Origin of the sequence: Aquimarina litoralis (assembly GCF_039523995.1) — a bacterium.
Taxonomy (GTDB): Bacteria; Bacteroidota; Bacteroidia; order Flavobacteriales; family Flavobacteriaceae; genus Aquimarina; species Aquimarina litoralis.
On the sequence record NZ_BAAAGE010000003.1, the window covers coordinates 13615 to 39536 of the forward strand.

The window sequence follows — 25922 nt, forward strand, 5'->3', positions numbered from 1 at the left end:
GGTTTAACGTAATATTTTTGTCTTTATTATTATTTTTGAAGAAAAACAATAATTTTAGAGACACTAAAACGGCGCCAAACCCGTTATACGCTATGATGAAGAAAATTACAATTTTATATGCGCTATTGATTTCTATGTTTATTTCAGCACAGAAATCGATTCACATAGACATAAACTGGAAAGATGTAGAAATAAATACTTCTACTTTTTCATTTACAGTTCCTGGGTTTGATGAGGAAAATTTTGAATACCAGGATGGCTTAGGAGTTCAATTTGTTACTAGATGGGAAGAATCTTCTCCGATAAATGAACGTACAGCAAGGCTGGAGAATGTTGCTTATAAAAGTATTTCTAGACAGGAGTTAAAAGATTTAAATGTTGATTTTATTCCAAGAAAGTTAAGCTACAATATTAGGTCTACTTCGGCTAGGAATAAAAGAGCAGGCTTTTTAAGTGTTTTTCCTATTATAAGAACAGGTAATAGTTTTAAGAAAATAATTTCATTTGATGTTGTTTATCAAATAGGAGGAAGCTCAAGTGCAATTGCCAAGAGCGCTCCTATAACCAATTCGGTATTAGCTACGGGAGAATGGTTTAGATTTTATGTGGATAAAACCGGTGTTTTTAGAATTACTCCAGAATTCTTAGCTAGTTTAGGAATGAATGTTAGTGCTATTAATCCTAGCACAATCAAAATTTATGGTAATGGTGGGCGAATGTTACCATTACTTAATGAAGAAAATAATGAGTTCGATCTTAGGGAAAATGCTATTCAGGTAGTCGGTGGAGAAGATGGTACTTTTTCGGGCAGTGATTACATCTTGTTTTATGGTGAAGGTACCGCAGGGTATTATAGCGAAGAAAATATTACAAATCTAAACTTATATGCAGATAAATCTTATTATTACATAACTACAGGGGGATCTAGTGGAAGAAGGGTCTCTAATTACACAGAACCTACTGGAACGGCCGTTACTCAGATAAATTCTTTTACAGATTACCAGTTTTACGAAGTAGATGAATATAATATAGTGAAAGTTGGTAGAAGGTGGTTTGGAGATAGATTTGATATACAAAGTAATCGTACATATGACTTTGACTTTCCCAATTTAATTACTTCAGAACCTGTTGAACTAAATGTATATGCAGCGGCTACATCGGCTAGAACCTCCAGTATGAGTGTAACAGTGAATGGGACTCAAGAAGCTATTTTGAGTTTTTCCCAGGTCACGGGAACTACTTTAGGTTCTCCTAGGAACATTACTCAAGATATAACATCATCATCAGATAGAATAACAGTTGGATTAAACTATAATAACAACGGTAATCCTTCAGCAATAGGATATCTTGATTTTATTAGCTTGGAGGCTAAAAGAGCTCTTACAGGAACTAATAGTCAGATGTCATTTGTTTATGAAGAAGCTGCTACTTTAACAGGTGTAGGTCAATATAATATTGCTAATGCTTCATCAATATCTCAGGTATGGGATGTTACCAATCCGGAGGCGATTAGTCGAATTTCAAATGATGGTAATGCCGCTACTCTAAGCTTTAAAGCCACAATGGGAGAGGCTAGGCAGTATATATCAGTTGTCCCTACAGATTATTTTAATCCGTTAGCTGACCAGACGAGTAGGGTAAGTAATCAGGATATTAAAGGAACTATATTTTTAAATAATCAAGGTCAATTCGAAGATATTGATTATTTAATTGTAGTGAATAATGATTTAGTGCAATCTGCAAATCGTTTAGCAGATCATCATCGCAATCTTAATAATTATAATGTAAAAGTAGTAACTCTAGACCAAATATATCATGAATTTGGAAGTGGTAAGCAAGATATTTCCGCGATCAGAAATCTTGTACGGTATGTTTATGATAATGCGTCAGATCCAAGTGAACGATTAAAATATGTGTGTCTTTTTGGAGATGCTTCCGTGGATTATAAAGGGATATTGCTTAGAGAAAATTGTCCAGATAGTAATATTGTACCCACCTTTGAAAGTTTAAGTAGTTTTTCATTAGTGAGCTCTTTTGCAACTGACGATTTTTTTGGTTCTATGGATCCTGTAGAAGGAAGAATGATTTCTAGTGATCAATTGGATGTTGCCGTAGGACGAATTTTAGCAGATTCTCCGCAATTGGCAGATGCTATGGTTACTAAAATTATCAACTATGATAATGAGCAATCCTATGGAAGATGGAGGAATTCTGTCCTGTTAATTGCAGATGATGTTGATGAAGATTGGGAGGAAACTATTCAGAGAAATTTAGATGAGCTTGGTGATGATTTAATAGTAAGAAAACCTTACCTAAACCTAACAAAAATATATGCTGATGCTTTTGAACAAGAATCCTCAGCATCAGGGAGTAGATATCCTAAAGTAAATGAAGCAATCTCCACTGCAATAGAAACAGGTGCTGTGGCAATAGATTATTTTGGTCATGGAGGAGAAGATGGCTTGGCAAAAGAATTTATATTTAATAAGTCCGATGCAATAGATTTAGCAAATACAAATCGCCTTCCTATATTTATAACAGTTACTTGCGAATTTACAAAATTTGACAACCCTTGTAGGGATTCTGCAGGGGAGCTTACCTATTGGAATACACAAGGTGGAGCAGTAGGTTTAATTAGTACTACTAGAGATGTAATCGTTACATTTGGTATTTCAGTAAATGATCGATTGTCAGAATTTTTATTTCCTGATGGGTCTGAATATCCCTCAATCGCTGAAGCAGTAAGGCAATTAAAGAATACTTATACAACTAATAGTAGGAGAGTAGTGTTCTTTTTTGGAGACCCTGCTATGAAAATGGCAATTCCTAAACCCAATATTCGTTTAACTGCTATTAACGATGCTCCTGTCACGGGAACAGTAGATACTTTTGAAGCCTTAGCTAGGATGAAAATTTCTGGAGAAGTGGTTAGTGAATCAGGGGTTTTATTATCCGATTATAATGGTGTTTTATCTACTACAATATATGATAAGGATGTGGATAGAGTTACATTGGCCAATGATGGCGTAAGAAATAGTTCGGGAGAAATCATTAAGTTGAACTTTGAAACTCTTGGAGAGATTATTTTTAGAGGTAAAGCATCTATCACAAACGGGTTGTTTGATTTTGAATTTATTGTTCCTAGAGATATAGGGATACCAGTTGATAATGGAAGAATAAGTTTTTATGCATCAAGAAATGGAGCTTTAGAAGATCAAACAGGTTCAGACGAAACCATCTTAGTAGGTGGACTCAATGAAAATGCACCAGAGGATAATGTGGGGCCACAAATTCAATTATTTATGAATGATGAAAGTTTTGTTTCCGGTGGAGTAACTAATGACTCTCCAATATTGATTGCAAAATTAGAAGATGAAAATGGAATAAATACAGCTAGTGGAATTGGACATGATATTTCGGCAATACTAGATGGAGATGAATCTAATCCTTTTATTTTAAATGATTTTTATGAAACAGAAATTGATGATTTTACCAGAGGAGTTGTTAATTTCAAATTAAGAGATCTGGAACCGGGTTTACATACGCTCACATTCAAAGGCTGGGATGTTTATAACAATTCTTCTACACAAGAAATACAATTTGTGGTAGCTGATGCATCAGGTTTTTCACTTAATAATGTATTAAATTATCCAAATCCATTCGTAAGTCATACCGAGTTTTGGTTTGAGCATTCTGGGGCAATAAATGATGTTTTAGAAGTTCAAGTTCAGGTATTTACTGTTTCAGGAAAAGTGATTTGGACCAACAATCAAACCCTGTCCGGTAAAACAAGTTACCGAGAGGACATCCAGTGGAATGGGCGAGATGATTTTGGGGATAAATTAGGAAAAGGAGTATACGTATACAAGATATCTGTAAAATCAACGTTAACAAATCAACGGGTTGAGAAATTTGAAAAACTCGTCATCTTATAATAACTAAATAACTATATATTTGTCTAAATTAATTTTCACATGAGAAAAATCATAATCCTTGGCTTAGTGTTTTTTACACTGTTCAACTACAAGACACAGGCACAAGAAGAACCGAATCGAGCTATAACAACAGCTACGCCATTTCTTTTAATCGCAGCCGATGCCAGAGCAGCTGGTCTAGCTGATCAAGGGGTTGCAACTTCAGCAGATGCGTTTTCACAACAATGGAATCCTGCAAAATATGCGTTTATTGGTAAGCAGCAAGGAGTTGGTATTAACTATACACCTTACCTAAGTAACCTAGTTGATGATATCTTTTTGGGAGGTGTAAATTACTATAACCGTTTTGGGCAAGATGGTAGAAGTGCTGTTGCAGCTAGTTTTAGATATTTTAGTTTAGGAGATATCGAATTTAGACAAGGGCCTAATGATGAACCAAATGTTCAAAAACCAAACGAATTAACATTAGATGTTTCTTATGCATTACAATTAAGTCCAACATTTTCTATGGGTATAGCTGGTCGTTATTTAAGATCAGATTTAAGGTTGCAAGGAGCAGGGCAAGCTGATGCAAGTGCTGCGAGTAGTTTTGGAGTTGATGTAGCTGCTTTTTACCGTAGTGAAGAAATAGCATATAATTCTTTTAATGGTAGATGGAGAGCAGGATTAAACATTTCTAATATCGGACCTAAAATCAAGTATGATGACGCTGGTCAGGAAAATTTTATTCCAACAACTTTTAGATTAGGTGCTGGTTTCGATTTTCTATTAGATGAGTATAACAGAATTACGCCTTCTTTAGAATTTGCTAAACTATTAGTTCCTAGTCCGCAGGATTTTGATGGAGATGGTGATATAGATGCAGAGGATAATGCAGAGTACCAGAGTATTAGTTCTTTTGGAGCAATATTTTCTTCATGGGGAGATGCTGATGGAGGTTTTAGTGAAGAGTTACAAGAATTCACATGGTCTCTAGGAGCTGAGTATGTTTATAAAGATGTATTCTCTTTTAGAGGAGGATATTTTAATGAAGCTGAAGAAAAAGGAGCGCGTAAATTTGTATCTCTAGGTCTTGGATTTAAGTATACTATAGTGAATCTAGACGTGTCTTATTTATTTAATGCTTCTTCCGTACAAAGTCCATTAGAAGGAACACTTCGTTTTGGTCTTTCATTTAATTTTGGAGAAGATTTTTACGACAGATAAAAACTTCAGAAATATTATAAGAAAAAGTATCAGGCTATATGTTTGATACTTTTTTTGTTTATAGTACATTGTGCAATCCTATTAAGGATATTGAAGGATCAGTAATTTATGGTATTGATATTTTTAAAAGAGAGAGAAAAGTGATAACAAGGATTCTTAATTTTGTAATCATTTTTTTGATATCTAATTACTAAAATGTAAAAGTGTGAAAGAAATAGAAATTAAATCAACACTGCAGGTGTTCGACTCTTTCGAGGAACTACCATTAGATGTTCAGAGTTTAATGGAACAATCTTTTAAAATAAGAGATCAAGCATACGCTCCGTATTCTGAATTCTTAGTAGGGGCAGCTTTGCTATTAGAAAATAATGAGATTGTGTTAGGAAATAATCAGGAGAATGCCTGTTATCCTTCTGGTCTATGTGCTGAGAGAGTAGCTATATATGCTGCAGGAGCTAACTTTCCGGGTGTGCCTATTATAAGAATGGCGCTTTCGGCAAAATCCCTTAAACATCAGCTAGTAACACCTACTCCACCTTGTGGAGCTTGTAGGCAAGCGATTGCAGAATATGAAATCAATCAAAAGAAGCCAATTGAGATTTATTTTATGGGAGAGACAGGAAAAGTAGTAAAATCTTACTCTTTAGCTAATTTATTGCCTCTTATTTTTGATAATTCGTATTTATAACGTTTTCGTAGATTTTTATCTAAAAACTGCTTTCTCCTTAGTAATGAATATCTTATTTTTGTTTTTCGCTTAATTGAAAAATTGGCAGAAAAATTCTGTAATTGTTAGAGAGGTCAGTTGTAAAACTGACTTAATTTTGAAATATCATTACATTTTAGATGAAAAAAGTAACCAAAGAAGTTTACCTGAAGTGGTACGAAGATATGCTCTTCTGGAGAAAGTTCGAAGACAAATTAGCACAAGTTTATATCCAACAAAAAGTAAGAGGATTTTTACATTTATATAATGGTCAAGAAGCTATTTTAGCTGGAGCATTACATGCAATGGATCTTACTAAAGATAGAATGATTACTGCATACCGTAATCATGTTCAGCCAATCGGAATGGGTGAAGATCCTAGACGAGTAATGGCCGAATTATATGGTAAAGGAACAGGAACTTCACAAGGAATGGGAGGTTCTATGCATATTTTTTCTAAAGAACACAGATTTTATGGTGGTCATGGTATCGTAGGAGGACAAATACCTTTAGGAGCTGGACTTGCATTTGCAGATAAATACCATAAGAGAGATGCAGTTACTTTAACATTTATGGGAGATGGTGCTACAAGACAAGGATCACTTCATGAAACGTTCAATTTAGCAATGCTTTGGAATTTGCCAGTAGTATTCTGTGTAGAAAATAACGGATACGCTATGGGAACTTCTGTTGAAAGAACTGCAAATCATACAGATATCTGGAAGTTAGGATTAGGTTATGAAATGCCTTGCGGACCAGTAGATGCTATGAATCCAGTAAAAGTAGCGGAAGCTATGGATGAAGCGATTACAAGAGCAAGAACAGGAGGTGGCCCAACGTTTTTAGAACTAAAAACGTATCGTTATAGAGGACATTCTATGAGTGATGCCCAAAAGTATCGTACAAAAGATGAGGTTGCTGAATATCAAAAAATAGATCCAATTACTCAGGTATTGGATGTTATTAAAGAAAAGAAATATGCAACGGATGATGAAATAGCAGCAATTGATAAAGCTGTAAAGGATAAGGTAGCAGAATGTCAAAAGTTTGCTGAGGAATCTGCATTCCCTGAAAAAAACCTTATGTATGATGTTGTTTACGAACAAGACAATTATCCGTTTTTATCACACAAACCACAATAAATTATGGCTACAGTAATTAATATGCCGCGATTGAGCGATACCATGGAAGAAGGAGTGGTTGCGAAGTGGCTTGTTAAAAAAGGAGACAAGATTAGCGAAGGAGATATTCTTGCAGAAATTGAAACTGATAAGGCAACAATGGAATTTGAATCCTTTTACGATGGGATTTTACTTCATATTGGGATAGAAGAAGGAGAAACAGCTCCTGTTGATAAACTATTGGCGATTATAGGAGATGAAGGAGAAGATATTTCAGGATTATTAAACGGAAGTACAACTTCTTCCTCATCGGATGAACCAAAAGAAGAAAAGGTAGAAGAAACAAATACTAGTAGCGAGGCATCTGCTGAAATTCCTGAAGGAGTAGAGGTAATTACTATGCCAAGACTTAGTGATACTATGGAAGAAGGAACAGTGGCTTCTTGGCTTAAAAAAGTTGGAGAAACTGTCGAAGAAGGAGATATTCTAGCAGAGATAGAAACTGATAAAGCTACTATGGAATTTGAATCCTTCTACAATGGTACCTTACTGCATATTGGTATAGAAGAAGGGCAAACAGCACCTGTGGATGCTTTATTAGCCATTATAGGGCCTGCAGGAACTGATGTGTCAGGTATTAAGGATGGAGGTGTTACAAAAGCTTCAGCTCCAACAAAATCTGAAGACGCACCAGCTCCTAAAAAAGAAGAGCCAGTTGCCGCTCCTACAAATAATGCATCATCTGGTGGAAGAATATTTGCTTCTCCTTTAGCTAAAAAGATTGCTGCAGATAAAGGAATTGATTTATCTCAGGTTAAAGGTACAGGAGAGAATGGAAGAATAGTTAAGAAAGATGTTGAATCATTTACTCCTGCTGCTGCACCGACAAGTACTGACAGTGTTAAAGAAACAACTTCCACACCAACAGTACAACCATATGTACCTGCTGGAGAAGAAAGTTTCGAGGAAGTGAAAAATTCTCAGATGCGTAAAGCAATTGCTAGAGGACTTTCTGCTTCAAAGTTCAATGCACCTCACTATTATCTAACTATAGAGGTAGATATGGAAAATGCAATGGCTTCTAGGAAATATATTAATGGATTACCAGATACAAAAGTATCATTTAATGATATGGTTGTAAAGGCATGTGCTATGGCGCTTAGAAAACATCCGCAAGTAAATACACAATGGTCTGATGATGTTACCAAGTATGCAAAGCATATTAGTATCGGAGTTGCAGTTGCGGTACCTGATGGATTGGTAGTGCCTGTATTACCATTTACAGATCAAATGTCACTTACACAAATTGGAGCGAATGTAAAAGATCTAGCTGGTAAAGCAAGAAATAAAAAATTAACTCCTCAGGAAATGAGTGGAAGTACATTCACAGTTTCTAATTTAGGGATGTTCGGTATTCAGGAGTTTACTTCGATCATTAATCAACCTAATTCTGCCATATTATCTGTAGGTACTATTGTAGAGAAACCAGTTGTTAAAGATGGTCAGATTGTAGTAGGTAATACGATGAAGGTAACCTTAGCTTGCGATCATAGAACTGTTGATGGAGCTACAGGAGCACAGTTCTTACAAACCTTGAAACAATATCTGGAAAATCCAGTAACGATGTTAGCATAATTCCAGAAATGGAAATTCATACTATAGATCCTACTTCTTGTGAAGTAGGATTTTTTATTTAATTCATTTCCATTAAAGTAAAATTTTTTCAAATTAATGAAAGCACATATTAGTAATATCCAAAGCAGAACTTTATCAGATAAAACTTTTTCGTTAAAAGAATATACCTTTAACTATCAGCATACAGAAGGTGATATTGTTGAACAACATTTGAGGGAAGTATATGATCATGGAGATGGAGCTTCTGTTCTATTGTATAACCTATCTAAAAATACAGTTGTGTTAACTCGACAATTTAGACTACCAACACTTTTGAATGGGAGTCCATCAGGGATGAGTATAGAAGTGTGTGCGGGATCTTTGGATGGAGATACTCCAGAAGTATGTGCTAAAAAAGAAGCAGCGGAAGAAACAGGTTTTATTATTGAGAAGCTTGAAAAAGCATTTGAAGTATACGCTTCTCCAGCAGTGATGACAGAGATTGCTCATTTGTTTATTGCAGAATATGATGATAACCAAAAAGTAAATAACGGTGGAGGTTTATCAGAAGAACAAGAATATATAGATGTTTTAGAAATTGAATTCGAAAAAGCATTTGGTATGATAGCCTTAGGCGAGATCAAAGATGCAAGAACAGTAATGCTTTTACAATATCTAAAGATAAAAGGTATAATGAAAAGCTAATGCCGGTTAGTTAAGTTCCATTTTTAAGTATATTTAGCAAAAAATAATTCGTTAATCAAAATAAGAACTATAACGAGTATCACAAAAGGATATTAAATTATAGTAATGAAAGAAGTAAAAAAACAGAATATGAAACGTATTGCACTTTTTATAATAGCTATAGTGTTTATTAACTGCAAACAAGTAACTACAGCTCAGTCCAGTGAATCAAAAATTAAAGCTTCAGAAGTAGAAACTATTATGAATTTTTTGGCTAGTGATGAGTTAGAAGGCAGAGATACTGGATCTGAAGGATTGAAAAAAGCAGCAAAGTATATAGAAGATATATTTAAAAATTCTGGTATTAGTCCATATTTCGACACCTATTTACCATCTTTTGATGCGAAAGGAACGGAAACCTATAATGTAGTAGGATATTTAAAAGGTACGGATCCTGATTTGGCGAATGAATTTGTAATAGTTGGAGCTCATTTCGATCATATCGGGAAAGGAAAAGAAGTTAATGGAGATACTATTGCTAATGGAGCTAACGATAATGCTGCAGGAAGTACAGCAGTAATTTCTTTGGCCAAATATTTTGCAGAAGCTAAAGATAATAAACGTAGCGTTTTGTTTGTGTTATTTGGAGCAGAAGAAAAAGGTTTGCTTGGATCAAAGCATTTGGCTAAGGTTTTAAAAGAGAAAAACTTGAATTTGTATACGATGGTAAATTTTGAAATGATTGGAGTACCGTTGAATAACAAATCTTATAAAGCATATATCACAGGATATGAAATATCTAATATGGCTGAGAAAATGAATGAATATGCAGGGAAAGAATTAATAGGGTTTCTTCCTAAAGCTAAAGAGTTTCAGTTATTTCGTAGAAGTGATAACTATCCTTTTCATAAAGAATTTAATGTGCCTTGCCAAACGATTTCAACATTCGACTTCACTAACTATGACTATTACCATCATGTAGATGATGAGGTGTCAGAAATGAATTTTGAATTTATGGCAGAACTTATCAATGATTGCATTCCAGTAATGACAAACATATTGAATTCGAAAACACAGGAGATTAAACTCAAGTAACCCTGAGAAAAATACCTAAACGATTAAGTCTAGATCAAATCGACATGTTTCTATGGCGATTCTATACGACCGCTAAGAAACGATAAAACAACCAGATGAAAAACGTAATAATTACTGGAGCCAGTAGGGGAATAGGATTCGAAATGGCAAAATTGTTCGCAGATGAAGGGCATCAGGTACTTGCACTCTCAAGAAATGAAAAACCTATATCAGCGTTAAACCACAAGAATATTCATGCTTTTTCTTGTGATTTATGTAGTTCCGATGATCTTTTAAAAGTTTCCGGTTATATTAAAGAAAATTGGAATAGCGTAGATATTTTGATCAATAATGCAGGTAAATTGTTGAATAAACCTTTTGCAGAAATTAGTTCCGAAGAATTTGAAGAAGTATATAAAGTAAATGTTTTTGGGGTTGCGGAAATCACACGTTTATTACTGCCTTTTATGAAATCCGGAAGTCATGTTGTAACTGTAAGTAGTATGGGGGGAATTCAGGGAAGTATGAAGTTTCCGGGTTTAGCGGCATACAGTTCTAGCAAGGGAGCGGTTATTACTTTAAGCGAATTATTGGCAGAAGAGTATAAAGAAAGCGGAATAGCATTTAATGTATTAGCACTAGGAGCAGTACAAACAGAAATGTTGGAAGAAGCATTTCCAGGGTATCAAGCACCATTGACGGCAATAGAAATGGCAACTTACATTACCAATTTTGCACTTACCGGAAATAAGTTTTACAATGGTAAGGTAATGCAAGTTTCAAGTTCCACTCCTTAATTCATTACATCTTAAATTTTGATTTTAAGTGTTATTTATTTAAGTAGATTAATTTTTCTATTTTAGAGAAGCTAATTTTCCTTAATAAATGCTCACAAAATCATTTTAAATATGTCTAAAAAAATTGGATTACTTCTGCTATTGGTAATCTTAATTTCCTGTGCAAAAGAAAAATCGAATCTTACCACAGAAATCAGTCAGGATTGGAAGTTTAAAAATACGAGAGATACACTTTGGCTTCCTGCTAATGTTCCTGGTACCGTTCATACCGATTTATTGAAGAACAAGAAAATCGAAGAACCATTTATTGGTAATAATGAAGAGAAACTACAATGGATTTCAGATGAAGACTGGGAATATAGTGCTACATTTCAATTAGACGAAGAACAGTTAAAGAGAAAATATCATCAACTTCAGTTTAAAGGATTAGATACCTATGCTACTGTTTTTTTGAATGATAGTTTATTGATCAATACATATAATGCTTTTAGAACTTGGAATATTGATGTTTCTAATCGAGTTCGGAAAGAGAATACGCTTAGAATTATATTTAAGCATACTGATACGATCGAAAAACAAAAGATGAGTAAACTAGCTTATGAACTTCCGGTATCGGGAAGAGTTTTTACTCGTAAGCCGCAATTTCACTATGGATGGGATTGGGGACCTACGTTCATTACTTCTGGCGTATGGAGGCCAATTATTCTAGAATCTTGGGATGATGTTTTTTTAAATGATTTATATCTCAAACAACAATCCCTTACAGATCAAAAAGCATCGTTGCAAGCAAAGCTGGATCTTACCATAACATCAGAAATTGAGCTTACATATAAGGTCTTTGTAAATGACTCTATTGTTTTACAAAAAGAGATTCCATCAGTGCCAGGTAATCACTTATACGATTTCGATTTTGAGATTTTGAATCCTAAAAGATGGTGGACTCATAATCTAGGAGATCCATATCTATACGATATAAAGCTACAAATAATGGAAGGTAGTAAAGAGATTCTTTCCAAGAGTGTTAAGAAAGGATTACGTACTATAGAATTAATACAAGATCAAGATGGTGTAGGAAGTACTTTTTATTTCAAGTTAAATGACATTCCTGTATTCATGAAAGGAGCCAACTATATTCCTCAGCACATTTTTCAACCAGAAGTAACGACTGAGGATTATCAGCAAATCTTTAAAGATGCTATGGCTGCCAATATGAATATGCTTCGTGTTTGGGGAGGAGGAATTTATGAAGAAGATATTTTCTACGATTTAGCCGATAAAAATGGAATCCTAGTTTGGCAAGATTTTATGTTTGCTTGTGCGATGTATCCTGGTGATGATGAGTTTTTAGAAAATGTGAAGCAAGAAGCTGTAGACAATATCAAAAGATTACGTAATCATTCAAGTATAGCTGTTTGGTGTGGCAATAATGAAAATAATGAAGCTTGGCATAATTGGGGTTGGCAAATCGATAGATCCGAAGAAGAAAAAGAAGAAATATGGAGCAATTATCAAAAGCTTTTTAACGGAGTCTTGCCAGAAGCTGTAGCAAGTTTAACAGATAACTCTTATTGGGAAAGTTCTCCTAAATACGGACGAGCAGATAAAAGATTTAAGCTAGAAGGAAGCGCACATGATTGGGGAGTATGGCATGATGCATTACCTTTTGAAAGATTTGAAGAAGAGATTCCAAGGTTTATGAGCGAATATGGATTTCAATCTTTTCCATCCTATGAAGCAATTAAATATTTTACGCAGTTAGATAGCATCAATATTAATCATTCTAGTTTCCAAACACATCAAAAACATAATAGAGGATTTTCATTAATTAAAGAATATATGGAAAGAGATTTTCCGGTTCCGTCCGATCCAGAAGATTATGTATATGTTAGTCAATTGTTACAAGCGTATGGTATAACGAAAGGTATTCATGCCCATAGAAGAGCAATGGCCTATAATATGGGATCGCTATATTGGCAGTTTAATGATTGTTGGCCAGTAGTGTCATGGTCTGGAATCGATGGATTAGGAAACTGGAAAGCCTTGCATTACAAAGCAAAGAGAAGTTTTGAAAACTTAATACTGTCCTCACAAGTAAAAAATGATTCTTTATATCTACATGTTGTGAATGATCATCTTCATGCCAAAGAAGGAGCTTTAAAGATAACGTTCATGGATTTTGAAGGGAATGTATTGTGGAAAAATAAAGTGAATGTAAAAGCTAAAGCGAATGCCTCAACAAAAGTATTGGAGCAAAAAATACCAAATGAAATTGTAGACCCCAAAAATGTAGTAGTAACAACTGAATTTGATGGTGAAAAAGCTAATTTTTACTTGGTGCGTCCTAAAGATCTAAGATTGCCTGATCATAATGTGCAATTAGAGATAACCAAGGTTTCCGACGGATACGAAATAATAGTTTCATCTTCATCATTACAGAAAGATGTATTTCTGTACACTGATAAGAAAGGACATTTTGAAGATAATTTTTTTGATGTTTTACCCGGAGAAACCAAAAAGCTTTTATTTCAAACTAAAGGTGATATAAAGCTTGAAGATATCAAAATCAAAACATTGAATAATGTTATGAAAACTACATCTGTGTAAGAAATGTATAGGAGGATAAGTCATATAAAAATTCTATTAATTTTCTATCTAATCAGTAGCTGTAGTAAGGCTCAAGATCCTGTAGTGTTTGAGGGTCTTATTCCTCTGCCAAAAGAACAAAAAGTAGGAAAAGGTCATTTTCTGTTTTCTCAAAATACATCCATAAAATATCATCCAGATCTTAAAAAAACTGTAGCGTATTTTAATAAATTGGTTGAAAAAGGAATTGGAAAATCGTTGGAAATACAAACTTCTAAAAATTCGAATTTTGTTTCTTTTGAAATAGATACTACCATCACTAATATAGAAGGTTATCAACTAACCATTTCTGAGAAAGAAGTTTTGATCCGTTCCAAAGATCCTAAAGGTAGTTTCTATGCAATCCAGACGTTACGACAATTATTCCCGCCTTGTTTTGAAAATAATAGTTGTAATACCCCTTTACAATTACCAGTGATTTCAATTTCTGATGCGCCTAGATTTTCGTATCGTGGAATGCATTTAGATGTAGGGCGACACCTTTTTTCTGTTAAGGATATCAAACAATATATAGAGATTCTTTCCTTATTAAAGTTCAATACGTTTCATTGGCATCTTACCGAAGATCAAGGTTGGCGAATCGAAATCAAAAAATATCCGAAGCTGACACAAGTAGGAGCGTATCGAAAGGAGACTTTGGTAGGCCATTATAATGATCAACCACATCAATTTGATGGAAAAAAATATGGAGGATTTTATACACAGGAAGAAGTAAAAGAGATTGTTGCATTTGCGCAAGAACGGAATGTTACGATCATCCCTGAAATCGAAATGCCAGGGCATTCTAAAGCCGCAATTGCAGCATATCCAGAACTTGGTTGTGGAGATAAAAATATAGAAGTTGCCACAAAATGGGGAGTTTTTGAAGATGTGTATTGTCCAACCGAAAAGACATTTACTTTTTTACAAGATGTGTTGGATGAGGTTATGGAACTTTTTCCGAGCGAGTACATTCATATCGGAGGAGATGAAACCCCAAAAGCACAATGGAAAGCTAATGAATATTGTCAGAATCTGATTCAGAAAGAAGGACTTAAAGATGAGTTTGGATTACAAAGTTATTTTATCAAAAGAATTGAAAAATACTTGAATAGTAAAGGAAGAAAAATTATTGGTTGGGATGAAATTCTAGAAGGTGGTTTAGCGCCAAATGCTGTGGTAATGTCCTGGAGAGGTACAGAAGGAGCTATTTCTGCGGTTAAAGAAAAGCATAAAGCTATTTTAACACCATCTTCTCATTGCTACTTTGATTATTATCAAAGTGATAGAACCGATGAACCTCTGGCGATAGGAGGCTATTTGCCGTTAGAGAAAGTATATAGTTTTGAGCCAATTCCAGACGGGATATCAAAAGAAGAAGCAACATACATTATTGGAGCTCAGGGAAATGTTTGGACAGAGTATATGAAAACTTTTGATAAAGTAACTTATATGGCATTTCCTAGAGCTATAGCATTAAGTGAAGTAGTTTGGAGTCCAACTGAAACAAAGAATTATTCCGATTTTATAAATCGATTAGTACCTTTTCAAAAACGATTAGATATGCTAGGTATTCATTATGCAAATCATTTATATGAAATTAATGGAGATATAGATGTTACTAATCAAAATGTAAAGTACTCTTTAGAAACATTTTTTAAGGATAAAACAATTAGATATACTTTAGATGGAACTGATCCGGTTGGAACTTCATTAGTATATAACCAACCTATTTTGATCGAAAAAAATTATACGCTAAAAGCGAATGTCTTTCAAGGAAAAGAGCCTTTAGGAGCTTTATTTACTCAGAATTTTTTGATACATAAAGCGATTGGTGCTGCCGTAATTATGAATACAAAACCACATCCATCATACAATGCTGGTGGTAAAGAGGCTTTAATAAATGGGATAAATGGTAGTAATAATAGGTATGGAGATAAAGAATGGTTAGGATTTTGGGGAGACGACGTGGAAATTACTATAGATCTAAAACAAGTATCAGAAATACATGCAATAAAAACCCGGTTTTATAATGCAAATGGACAGTGGATTTATGCACCCAAAAAGGTTGAAGTTTCCTTCTCTCAGGACAATGTCTCTTATTCCAACGGAGTTTCTAAGGAGTTAGATGTGAAATTTTTAGAAGGATCAATTGTGCCAATTGCAATTGATAACAATATAAAATGTCGTTTTATAAAGATAAAAGTCAAAAATTACGGTGTTATTCCTGAAGGGCTACAAGGAGCAGGAAATAAAGCCTGGACGTTTATTGATGAAATTATTGTAGAATAATAAATAGTATATCATTCTGTGAAAACAATTACAATAGAGATTTGTGCGAATTCCTTTGAGTCTGCTGTGAATGCGGAAAAGGGAGGGGCAGATAGAATTGAACTATGTTCAGAATTGGCAGTGGGAGGAATTACTCCTTCTTATGGTTTGATAAAAAAAACTGTAGAAGAAATTGCTATTCCTATTCATGTATTGATTAGACCCCGGAGCGGAAACTTTACGTATTCAGATACTGAATTCGATATTATGAAAAAAGATATTGTTTTTTGCAAGTCCATAGGTTGCACTGGAATTGTTTCTGGAGTTTTACACGAAGATCATACACTTGATCAAAAAAGGACTGAAGAATTGATTGAGCTTGCTTCACCACTATCTTTTACATTTCATAGAGCCTTTGATTGGATCCCTAATCCAGAAAAGACAATTCGAATTTTAGAAGAGATAGGAGTACATCGAGTTTTAACATCAGGTCAGGAGGTAAAAGCACTGGATGGTATTAATTTACTTGTAAAGCTAAGGGATAAAGTTTCAAAATTAAAGATTTTACCTGGAGGGGGAATTAACGTGGATAATGCTAAAGTTTTTAAAGACAATAATTTCGAAGAAATACATTTATCTGCTATTACTATAAAAAGAGATAAAGTCACTCCTAAACTTAGTATGAATAGTTTAAAACTTTTTGATGATCAGGTGACTGTATTTTCTGACTCACAAAAAATTCAACAGCTTATAAAAACAATTTGTTAAAAGATTGATTATATATTTCGAAATATTTCAATTTAAAGTAGGGTTTGTAATTATTTAACTGTTTTATTATATGTCACACAGTTTAATATTTACTCTTAACTCAAAAAAATGAAAAGAATTTTATTTTGTATGTTATGTGTTCTCTGCATAACAAGTTTGTTTTCACAACAAGAGGTAGGTCCAAGTACAATCGCAAAAGGGAACTACAAAGGAAAAACCAAACCGTTTAAAGATTATCCAACGGTAAATCAATCAAAAGCAAAAGAAACAGTAAAAGAGCTTACGGTTATTTTCAATAACCTTCGAGCTAATGAAAAAGTAAATCAAAATGCTTTGCCGATAGGTCCTGATCCTAAAAGACAGCAGGCATTTGGAATTAATTCTAATAATAATCTTGGAGTTAATTTTGAAGGTACGGATAGGAATGAGTCTGGGGGTTTCTTACCTCCTGATCCCTCAGGCGCGGTTGGTCCTAACCATTATGTTCATGGGGTTAATGTTGCTATAAAAATATTTGATAAAAGTGGAAATGTATTGGCAGGTCCTACATCATTATCAGATTTTTTAGGTTCTGGTAACAATGATGGAGATCCAATAATCATGTATGATCATTTGGCAGATCGATTTTTTGTTAGCCAATTCCGAGTTGCCGATAATGCTTTAATTGTAGCTATTTCAGAAACTCCTGATCCAACGGGTGCTTATAATATGTATGAGTTTCCTTTGGATGCATTTCCTGATTATCCTCATTATGCTATCTGGCCAGATGGATATTATCTTACAGCAAATAAAGGAATAGGTAATACTACATATGTTTTAGATCGTGAAGCTATGATTGCTGGAGACCCGGACGCTCAAATTATTGGATTTGACCTTCCTGGAATTGAAAGAAATCCTAATACGGTTTTTAGCCCTGAACCAGCAAATCTGGTAGGAGGTGATTTTCCAGTAGATGTACCTGGGTATATCGTGTATTTTCAGGATGATGGATGGAGCAATTCAATTACCCAAGATGAATTAAAAATATGGGAAATTGAGATCGATTTTGCTAATCCGTCTAACAGCACAATCTCACAACCTTTAGATATTCCCGTTACTCCTTTTGATAGTGTTTTTGCACCTTTTGGGACGGGAGATGTTGAACAACCAGGAACTTCTCAAAAAATTGATATGATTGGAGGTGTTATATCATATGCAGCGAATTATCGATCTTTTGCAGATCATAATTCTTGGTTGATTACTTTTAATGTGGATGTGGATGGTAATGATACCGCAGGAATTCGTTGGATAGAATTAAGAAATAGCGATACCGAAGGTTGGTCAGTATACCAAGAAGGAACGTATGCTCCAAATGATGGACATAGTAGATTTATGGGGAGTGGATGTATAGATGCTTTAGGAAATATAGGATTAGCGTTTAATATTGCAAGCGCAACATTAGAACCAGGTATTAGATTTACAGGAAGGTCTGTTAATGATCCTTTAGGAGAGATGACATTAGCCGAAGCCATTATAATAGATGGTGCAGGGGTACAAACGATATCTAATAGATTCGGAGATTATTCTCACTTAACAATGGATCCTGACGAACGTACTTTTTGGCATACGGCAGAATATTTTACAGATGATAATTTATGGGCTACCAGAATTGCATCTTTTAGTCTTATTACTGATTTAGCTGATGATGTAGGAGTCAGTGCAATTCTTTCTCCAAGTGATGGTTTGCTCACAAATGCAGAAACGGTGGAGGTAAGTATCAGAAATTATGGTACAGACCCTCAACAAAATATTCCTATAGAATTAAGAGTAGATGGGGTGTTAATAGCAACAGAAACTTTTGCAGGTACAGTAAATCCTAACGAATCGGTTAATTATACGTTTACTGCAACGGTTGATCTATCCAATCAAGGACAGACTTATACTATCCAAGCGAATACTGTATTAACAGGTGATGGAATAGTTCAAAATGATGATACTTCGAAAGAAGTTAGAAGTCTACTAGCGCGAGATGTAGGTATTGTTGATATTACAGCTCCTTCTACAGGAACGGGATTAGGTTTAGAAGATGTAATAGTGGATATCACTAATTTTGGAGGAGAAACTGCTACTAATATAGAAGTGCAATACATTTTAGATGGTGGTACACCGGTTGTAGAGACTTTTGCAGGACCAATAGCGCCATTAGAAACTGCTAGTTATACATTTACAACTCAAGCAGATTTAAGTACCATTAATGTTACTTATGTCATCGATGCAAAAACAAATTTTAGTGGAGATCAAGTAGCAAGTAATGATAGCTTTTCTAAAAGCGTTTCACATACAGTTTGTATACCAACAGCCGGTGGATGTAACGTAGATGGAATTAAACAATTTATTCTAAACACGATTAATGCCGATGACGGGGGTAGTGGGTGTAATACTGAAGGAGGACTTGATGTAACCGGATATTCAGACCGTACTAACCTGTCTACTGTATTATCTAATGTTGATGGAGATAACGAATATATACTACAGGCACAACATAATTGGATAGATGGGGCTGGTGTTGAGGCTCTTTCTGTATGGATTGATTTTAATGATAATTTTATATTTGAACCATCTGAACAGTTGATTGCAGGAGAGTTTTTTCAATCTTTTGGTGTTTTAGAGGACTTTAATTTAGTAATTCCTGTAGGAGCTAATCCAGGGAGTCATATTTTAAGAGCCAAAGCAATGGATACATCGGCAGCTGGAGATGTTAATGATCCCTGTGGTGATTTTGCTTTTGGAGAGGTTCATGATTATACCGTAGAAATTGATCAGACATTAAGTGTGGATGAAAGAGAATTTAACGATGCTCAATTAACGGTGTTAACAAAACCAGATAACAAATTTGAAATTAGTTTGGTTCCACAGAATACACTCGATACTGAAATTTATATCGGAGTATTTAATATGTTAGGACAGCAATTAAAAACAGCTTCTCTTAGCCGAATAGGAAATGAGTATAGAATTAATGTAGATATGGCACAAGCAACAACAGGTCTATATTTCTTTAGAATAGGCGATGGTAGCAATAGATTTGTGAAAACTGTAAAAGTAGCAGTGCAATAATATTTTAGGTTGATTAGAATTTGCGAGCGGTTGTAACAAAATTCATAGGTTGCAACCGCTTTGTTTTTTTAGGACGAAAGTTGGTTTTTAAGATTATGTGATAGTTCTACTTTTTATCCACCCATAATATAGGATATATCCATAACAACAAATCACTAAAATAAATGCAAGCTTAAAGCCAACATGATCAGTTAGTAAACCAAATAGAGGAGGGATAATTGCACCTCCAACAATAGCTGCGCATAATAGTCCCGAAGCTTTTGGTTTTAAATCTCCCAGTCCATCGATTGCCAAAGTAAATATAGTTGGAAACATAATGGAATTAAATAATCCTACTGCCAGAATACTCCACATAGCTATGTAACCACTACTAGCTATTGAAATTAATATCGATATAATTGCCAAAGAAGCAAAAAGTGCTAAAACTTTTCCTGGTTTCATGATTTTGGTAAGATAGGACCCAACAAAGCGACCAATCATAGCACCAGACCAATAAAAGATTACAAAAATTCCAAGTAGTGCTTTTGCATCTGCACCTTCCAAACTTTTAAAGAAAATGGTAGCTACAAAATCTGCGATATTCATCATAGTACTACTCTCTTTAATAAGAGGGACCATATTCATGTCTAGAAAATAATTGACCAAATAACTGCCAATAGCTACTTCTGCGCCTACATAGAAGAATATTCCTAGTACTCCTAGCACTAGTCCCCTTTTAGCAAAAGCCTGTGCATAGGTACCACTGGATGTTTCATTAATTAGTTTTGGGAGTTTTGCGAAGAAAAAGATCCCACTAATAGCAATAATAAATATTGCTAATCCCAAAAAAGGATTTTGAACAGCAGCTGCTTCGGATGCTAGATATGTTTCTTTAGCACTTTCTGATAATTGTGCAATTTCCTCTTTACTTTTGATACTATCACTCAAAATAAATAGTGCTCCTACAGCTGGTGCAATTGCAGTTCCTAAAGAGTTAAATGCTTGGGAAAGATTCAATCTACTCGATGCTCCATCTTCACTACCTAGTACAGCCACAAAAGGATTAGCAGCCACTTGCAAAATGGTCATTCCGCCAGCGAGTATAAAATAAGCTAGCATAAAAATTCCAAAAACTCGATAGGAAGCTGCAGGATAAAATAGTAGACAACCAGTAGCCATCGTTAATAATCCTAAGATAATTCCTTTTTTATACCCAATTTTTGACAGGATATAACTAGCTGGGATTGATAATAAAAAGTAAGCGCCAAAAAAGGCAAATTGTACCAAACCAGCCTGAAAATAGGATAGAGTAAATAGTTCTCTTAATCTTGGAATTAGAGAATCTACCAGCACAGTTATAAAACCCCAAAGAAAAAAGAGTAGGGTTAACAAGATAAAAGAACTACGATATGATGTGTTGTTTGACATGTCTATGGTTTTAAGAGGTATGATAAAATTTAGTAAGTACATTCTCATTAACTCCATTTTGATATTTCATAATAGAAAAACCTTCATGAATGCAATAATGACCAATTTCTCCAGCTTTATTAATAGCTACATAGGCTACTTGAAAATCTTTGTATTTATCATTTTTAGTCACAATACGACGAATCGCTTCTTCACATGCTTTTTGAGGACTCATACCATTACGCATTAATTCTACGATTAGAAAACTCCCAACAGTTTTTAGAACTTCTTCGCCCATTCCTGTAGCCATAGCGCCACCTACTTCATTATCTATAAATAAACCGGATCCAATGATAGGAGAATCACCAACACGACCTTTCATTTTATACGATAAGCCCGATGTGGTACAGGCACCTGCAATATCTCCATTGTTGTCAATCGCTAGCATGCCTATGGTATCGTGATTTTCGATATTAATGATTGGTTTGTATTCTGAAGTTTTTTTCCATTCTTCCCATGCTTTTTTAGATTCTTCGGTGAGTAAGTTTTCTTTGGTAAATCCAGATTGATATCCAAATTCTTCTGCTCCTTCACCGGCAAGCATAACATGTGGAGTATCTTCCATAACTTTTCTGGCTAAAGCGGCAACATTAGTGATATTCTCTACACACAAAACCGCACCGTAATCTCCTTCAGGGTTCATGACACAAGCATCTAATGTTACATTACCTTCTCGATCTGGAGCACCTCCTTTTCCAACAGTTGTATTTATTAGATTTTCCTCTTCTATAGCAACTCCTTCGATAACAGCATCCAACGCAGATTTTCCAGAAGCTAGTGCTTCTCCAGCTTTTGCATTTGCTTTGGTAAAACGCCATGTACATACTGCAATTGGAGTAGAGGCTGTATTTGTCATAATTTCTTTTTCTTTTTGTGGTTGTTCCTCAGATTGTTCTTTACAACTTATTAATGTGGTTCCTAAAGTAATCCCAACACTGGTTAGTGAGGTGTTTTGAATAAATTTTCGTCTTTTCATTAGTTTACAGTGATTTCGTCGGCAAAAATCCAGGCTTTCCCATCATAGTTACTTCCAATATGCCATTCTGGAATGGTTCCAACGGTTTGCGCTTTGATTTTTATAAACTTGGCTTTCCTAGAAATAGAGGAAACATCTATCTTTTTTATAGATACTTCCGCAGAAGGAGTTGGCGATTTTATAAAGGTGTTTTTATCTAATGGATTCCACTGTTTTCCATCTTCAGAGATCCAGAATTCTACTTTTTGTGGATAAAAGATCCAACTTCTTTGATCTTCTAGAAAACCAATGGATATGGTGTTGATATTTTTTATTGATCCTAAATCCAAAGAGGCGATAAGATCTCTATTATGAAAGCCTTGCCATGAACCTGAACGATAATCCATAGCTCCTTTGATACCATTAATTAAAGCATCGGGTCCACCACCATTATAGCGATTGGCATATTCATTCTCGAGTGTTATTTTTAGATTAGGATTAATTTTAAAAAATTCGGTTTCTATAATTGGACTTTTTATCCCTTTTTCTGTTGCGTAAGTTTTTAGGATAGCAGGTTTTGTAATAGTTATTGGAGTACTATATTTACGAAACTCATCATTATCCAATGTAAAAAAGATCTCTGCTTCTTGATTGATACTTTGCAAAGTAATTTGAGATTTCTCTTTAAAAGCAATATCACCTTCTGCTATAAAAGGAGGAGAGGTAATTAAGTGTTCTTCGATTTGTGTTTTTGGGATATCATTGTCATTGGTTCCCCAAGTTGAAGGAGTGTTTGTCATCTCAAACACCAACGAACCTCCATTCATAATATCTTGATGTTTGATGTAGGTATATGGATACTCTTTTCCGTTTAAAGAAGCACTAGCGATATATTTGTTAGCATCGTTGATGTTGTTTGCTACAATAGTAAATTGATTTCCGTTTTCTAATTGTATCGTTCCTTTTTCGAATAATGGAGTACCAATCACATAATAATCACTACCAGGAGTAACTGGATAAAACCCTAAACTACTTAACACATACCAGGCACTCATCTGTCCACAATCTTCATTACCAGAAATCCCATCGGGAGTATTGGTATATAACTTGGTAAGTATCTCGTGTACTTTTTCTTGAGTTTTGTGTGGTTTGTTGATAAAGTTATAGAGGTAAGCTATGTGATGACTAGGTTCATTACCATGTGCATATTGTCCTATCAGTCCGGTAATATCTACTTGATGCGCTCCAGAAGTTTGATCTTTTGCGGTAAAAAGTGCATCCAATTGCTGCTCTAACACTGCTTTGCCACCCATTAGTTCGATGAACCCAGAGATATCTTGAGGCACATAAAAGCTATACTGCCATGAATTTGCTTCGGTATAATTAAAGTTTACTTCATAAGGATCAAAAGGTGTAAACCATGTATTTCTATAACGGCCTCTCATAAATTTGGTAGACGGATCAAAAACGTTTTTATAATATTGAGCACGTTGGGTATAAGTTTTTGCATCGTCAGATTTACCCATTGCTTGAGCCATTTGTGCAATCGTCCAATCATCATACGCGTATTCTAGGGTTTTGGATACCGATTCTGCCTCTTCTTCCACAGGAATAAAACCTCCACTTTTATAAGATGCTAACCCTAATTTGTTTTGAGTAGCACTATGTTTCATCGCTTGTAATGCTTTTTCGGGATCATAATTCGAAATTCCTTTTAGGTAAGCATCAGCAATGACTGGTACAGCGTGATATCCAATCATGCAATGGGTATAGTTACCGGCTAGATCCCAAATTGGCATAATACCACCTTCATCATATTTGGCCAAAAATGTATTGATATAATCATTAGTCCTTTTTTGATCAATGATCGTATACAGAGGATGGGTTGCACGATAGGTATCCCAAAGAGAAAATACCGAGTAGTATTCAAAGTCTTTGGTGTTATGGATGTTGAGATCCATGCCACGATAACGTCCATCCACATCTTGATATAAATTAGGAGCGATCATCGTATGATATAAAGACGTATAAAAATTTGTTTTGTAATCTGTATTAGGACTTTCGATTACTATTTTTTGAAGCTCTTTTTCCCAACTGTCATTAGCTGCTTGTTTGATTTGATCAAAGGTTTTATTGCCAACTTCTGTAGTGAGGTTTTGTAAAGCACCCTCTTCATCAACTGCAGAGATTCCTATACGGATGCTTAATTCTTCAGAGGTTTTGCTATCAAATTCTAAGGCTACTTTAGTTCTATTTTCGTTAAAAGTTTTGTTGGTAATTGGTTTTGAAAATCGCATATGATAAAACAACAATTGTTTTTCTGCCCATGCTTTGGAATGACGATAGCCATTAATTTCTGTATCAGAAATGATGTTTATGTTATGATCGAGTAAAGCATCTCTATGTTCTAGATCCAAAATCACCACTTGTTTTTGAACTTTTGGGAATTTGTATTGGTGTATGCCCGCTCTTTTGGTTACTGTCAAAGCTACATCTATATTGGTAGTGTCTAAATGTACTTGATAAAATCCTGGAGTGGCTTTTTCGTTAGCATGTGAAAAATGTGCTCGATAACCATTTTGACCATCTGCTCCATTATTAAAAACAATCGTATCTGTAGGCATTAATAAGATATCTCCGTAATCCGAAACTCCGGTACCGCTAAGATGTGTATGTGAAAACCCATAGATATAGGAATCTGTATAATGATATCCAGAACAACCATCCCAACCGTCTAGTCGGGTATCAGGGCTTAATTGCATCATCCCAAAGGGCATTGTTGCACCTGGATATGTGTGTCCATGGCCACCTGTACCTATAAATGTATTAACATAACTAGTAAGTGGAACATCACTAGTAGCTGGATGAATGATGGGTTTTTGTGTGCAAGAAAAGAAAAAAGTTATTGAAAGTATTGCAAATACCTTAGAAAAAGACGTCATAAGTTGTGTGAATCTTAACGTTAACGCTTCTAAGGTACTAAAAAACTAATGACGTATTACATCATATAGAGAGCATTCGCTCATGAGGCGAATTTTTATTGTAAATCTGTTAGATATTCTTAAGTTTTAAATACTTATAAAACTGGTGTACAGTAAGTACTTTTTTAAAATCTTCGTTTTGGAAGTACACGATATTACTTAAATCTTTGGATTTTTCGCTAGCAGAAGCATTGGATTGAATCACCTTATTCGCTTGCTTCGAGTATTTAATGATCATTTTTTTGATACGTTCACTGGCATAATTGCTTAGATTTAATTCCTGCTGTAATAAAACGGCTCTTTTTTCTGCTAATTCGTTAAATCTTTTGTCCTCAGCTTCTTTCTTTTTCTTTTCTTCTTTTTTCTGCTCTTTGGTTAGTTCTACTGTTTCCGTCTGAACTTCCAATTGATCTTGCGCCATATTAGAGGAACAGATCATAAGTACTACTAAAAATGTAAAAATTCTCATAACTTTTTCCTTTAAATTTTCCCTTCCAAATGTTAAATCTTGGGTCTCAAAAATATTAATAATTGATTAACAACAAGTTAAAAAGTTAAAATACTCGATAAATGTTAATTTTTTTACGATAAACAACCCTGTTTTTAATGGTTTTATAGGTTTAATTAGGTGGTAAAACCGTAAAAATCA

Annotated in this window: 16 protein-coding genes; 12 read left to right on the forward strand and 4 right to left on the reverse strand. The window is 34.6% G+C overall.

Annotated elements, in window-relative coordinates:
* Positions 1–92: 92 nt before the first annotated feature.
* From porU to ABD077_RS14490, 12 genes are all read left to right on the forward strand, one after another.
* Positions 93–3935: a type IX secretion system sortase PorU gene (gene porU, locus ABD077_RS14435; protein ID WP_343913000.1), complete on the forward strand. Its 3843-nt coding sequence runs from the start codon at positions 93–95 to the stop codon at positions 3933–3935.
* 39 nt (positions 3936–3974) lie between these two features.
* The gene (gene porV / locus ABD077_RS14440) at positions 3975–5141 is read left to right on the forward strand and encodes a type IX secretion system outer membrane channel protein PorV (protein ID WP_343913001.1); all 1167 of its coding nucleotides are present in this window, start codon (positions 3975–3977) and stop codon (positions 5139–5141) included.
* A 205-nt stretch (positions 5142–5346) separates the two neighbouring features.
* Positions 5347–5829, forward strand: a complete 483-nt coding sequence (locus ABD077_RS14445) for a cytidine deaminase (RefSeq protein ID WP_343913002.1) — start codon at positions 5347–5349, stop codon at positions 5827–5829.
* A gap of 158 nt (positions 5830–5987) precedes the next feature.
* Positions 5988–6989 carry a pyruvate dehydrogenase (acetyl-transferring) E1 component subunit alpha gene (gene pdhA, locus ABD077_RS14450; protein WP_343913003.1) on the forward strand — a complete coding sequence of 334 codons (1002 nt, stop codon included), beginning with the start codon at positions 5988–5990 and terminating at the stop codon, positions 6987–6989.
* A gap of 3 nt (positions 6990–6992) precedes the next feature.
* The gene (locus ABD077_RS14455; RefSeq protein ID WP_343913004.1) at positions 6993–8603 is read left to right on the forward strand and encodes a pyruvate dehydrogenase complex dihydrolipoamide acetyltransferase; all 1611 of its coding nucleotides are present in this window, start codon (positions 6993–6995) and stop codon (positions 8601–8603) included.
* 96 nt (positions 8604–8699) lie between these two features.
* Complete coding sequence (locus tag ABD077_RS14460; protein WP_343913005.1) at positions 8700–9287, forward strand: NUDIX domain-containing protein; 588 nt, start codon at positions 8700–8702, stop codon at positions 9285–9287.
* Positions 9288–9416: 129 nt separating this feature from the next.
* Positions 9417–10361 (forward strand): M28 family metallopeptidase, encoded by a 945-nt coding sequence (locus tag ABD077_RS14465; protein ID WP_343913006.1) that lies wholly within the window; start codon positions 9417–9419, stop codon positions 10359–10361.
* 95 nt (positions 10362–10456) lie between these two features.
* On the forward strand, positions 10457–11137 hold the full coding sequence (locus ABD077_RS14470) for an SDR family NAD(P)-dependent oxidoreductase (protein ID WP_343913007.1): 681 nt from the start codon (positions 10457–10459) through the stop codon (positions 11135–11137).
* A 111-nt stretch (positions 11138–11248) separates the two neighbouring features.
* Positions 11249–13741 carry a beta-mannosidase gene (locus ABD077_RS14475; RefSeq protein ID WP_343913009.1) on the forward strand — a complete coding sequence of 831 codons (2493 nt, stop codon included), beginning with the start codon at positions 11249–11251 and terminating at the stop codon, positions 13739–13741.
* A gap of 3 nt (positions 13742–13744) precedes the next feature.
* Positions 13745–16051: a glycoside hydrolase family 20 protein gene (locus ABD077_RS14480; RefSeq protein ID WP_343913010.1), complete on the forward strand. Its 2307-nt coding sequence runs from the start codon at positions 13745–13747 to the stop codon at positions 16049–16051.
* Between the two features lie 18 nt (positions 16052–16069).
* Positions 16070–16798: a copper homeostasis protein CutC gene (locus ABD077_RS14485; RefSeq protein WP_343913011.1), complete on the forward strand. Its 729-nt coding sequence runs from the start codon at positions 16070–16072 to the stop codon at positions 16796–16798.
* 108 nt (positions 16799–16906) lie between these two features.
* Positions 16907–19891 carry a GEVED domain-containing protein gene (locus tag ABD077_RS14490; RefSeq protein ID WP_343913012.1) on the forward strand — a complete coding sequence of 995 codons (2985 nt, stop codon included), beginning with the start codon at positions 16907–16909 and terminating at the stop codon, positions 19889–19891.
* A 93-nt stretch (positions 19892–19984) separates the two neighbouring features.
* Here the strand turns inward: ABD077_RS14490 and ABD077_RS14495 are convergent, their stop codons facing one another.
* The 4 genes from ABD077_RS14495 to ABD077_RS14510 all read right to left on the reverse strand — a co-directional run bounded on the left by ABD077_RS14495 (position 19985) and on the right by ABD077_RS14510 (position 25742).
* On the reverse strand, positions 19985–21298 hold the full coding sequence (locus ABD077_RS14495) for a sugar MFS transporter (protein ID WP_343913013.1): 1314 nt from the start codon (positions 21296–21298) through the stop codon (positions 19985–19987).
* 10 nt (positions 21299–21308) lie between these two features.
* Positions 21309–22313 carry an isoaspartyl peptidase/L-asparaginase family protein gene (locus ABD077_RS14500; protein ID WP_343913014.1) on the reverse strand — a complete coding sequence of 335 codons (1005 nt, stop codon included), beginning with the start codon at positions 22311–22313 and terminating at the stop codon, positions 21309–21311.
* Positions 22313–25234 carry a GH92 family glycosyl hydrolase gene (locus ABD077_RS14505; protein ID WP_343913015.1) on the reverse strand — a complete coding sequence of 974 codons (2922 nt, stop codon included), beginning with the start codon at positions 25232–25234 and terminating at the stop codon, positions 22313–22315. The genes ABD077_RS14500 and ABD077_RS14505 overlap by 1 nt, the downstream gene beginning before the upstream one ends.
* A gap of 109 nt (positions 25235–25343) precedes the next feature.
* Positions 25344–25742, reverse strand: a complete 399-nt coding sequence (locus tag ABD077_RS14510) for a hypothetical protein (protein WP_343913016.1) — start codon at positions 25740–25742, stop codon at positions 25344–25346.
* Positions 25743–25922: the final 180 nt, after the last annotated feature.

What these genes read in the sequence shown, in the direction of transcription:
- porU (WP_343913000.1), top strand. Translation starts at nt 93, where the DNA reads ATGATGAAGAAAATTACAATTTTATATGCGCTATTGATTTCTATGTTT.
- porV (WP_343913001.1), top strand. Translation starts at nt 3,975, where the DNA reads ATGAGAAAAATCATAATCCTTGGCTTAGTGTTTTTTACACTGTTCAAC.
- pdhA (WP_343913003.1), top strand. Translation starts at nt 5,988, where the DNA reads ATGAAAAAAGTAACCAAAGAAGTTTACCTGAAGTGGTACGAAGATATG.
- ABD077_RS14455 (WP_343913004.1), top strand. Translation starts at nt 6,993, where the DNA reads ATGGCTACAGTAATTAATATGCCGCGATTGAGCGATACCATGGAAGAA.
- ABD077_RS14460 (WP_343913005.1), top strand. Translation starts at nt 8,700, where the DNA reads ATGAAAGCACATATTAGTAATATCCAAAGCAGAACTTTATCAGATAAA.
- ABD077_RS14465 (WP_343913006.1), top strand. Translation starts at nt 9,417, where the DNA reads ATGAAACGTATTGCACTTTTTATAATAGCTATAGTGTTTATTAACTGC.
- ABD077_RS14470 (WP_343913007.1), top strand. Translation starts at nt 10,457, where the DNA reads ATGAAAAACGTAATAATTACTGGAGCCAGTAGGGGAATAGGATTCGAA.
- ABD077_RS14475 (WP_343913009.1), top strand. Translation starts at nt 11,249, where the DNA reads ATGTCTAAAAAAATTGGATTACTTCTGCTATTGGTAATCTTAATTTCC.
- ABD077_RS14480 (WP_343913010.1), top strand. Translation starts at nt 13,745, where the DNA reads ATGTATAGGAGGATAAGTCATATAAAAATTCTATTAATTTTCTATCTA.
- ABD077_RS14490 (WP_343913012.1), top strand. Translation starts at nt 16,907, where the DNA reads ATGAAAAGAATTTTATTTTGTATGTTATGTGTTCTCTGCATAACAAGT.
- ABD077_RS14495 (WP_343913013.1), bottom strand. Translation starts at nt 21,298, where the DNA reads ATGTCAAACAACACATCATATCGTAGTTCTTTTATCTTGTTAACCCTA.
- ABD077_RS14500 (WP_343913014.1), bottom strand. Translation starts at nt 22,313, where the DNA reads ATGAAAAGACGAAAATTTATTCAAAACACCTCACTAACCAGTGTTGGG.
- ABD077_RS14505 (WP_343913015.1), bottom strand. Translation starts at nt 25,234, where the DNA reads ATGACGTCTTTTTCTAAGGTATTTGCAATACTTTCAATAACTTTTTTC.
- ABD077_RS14510 (WP_343913016.1), bottom strand. Translation starts at nt 25,742, where the DNA reads ATGAGAATTTTTACATTTTTAGTAGTACTTATGATCTGTTCCTCTAAT.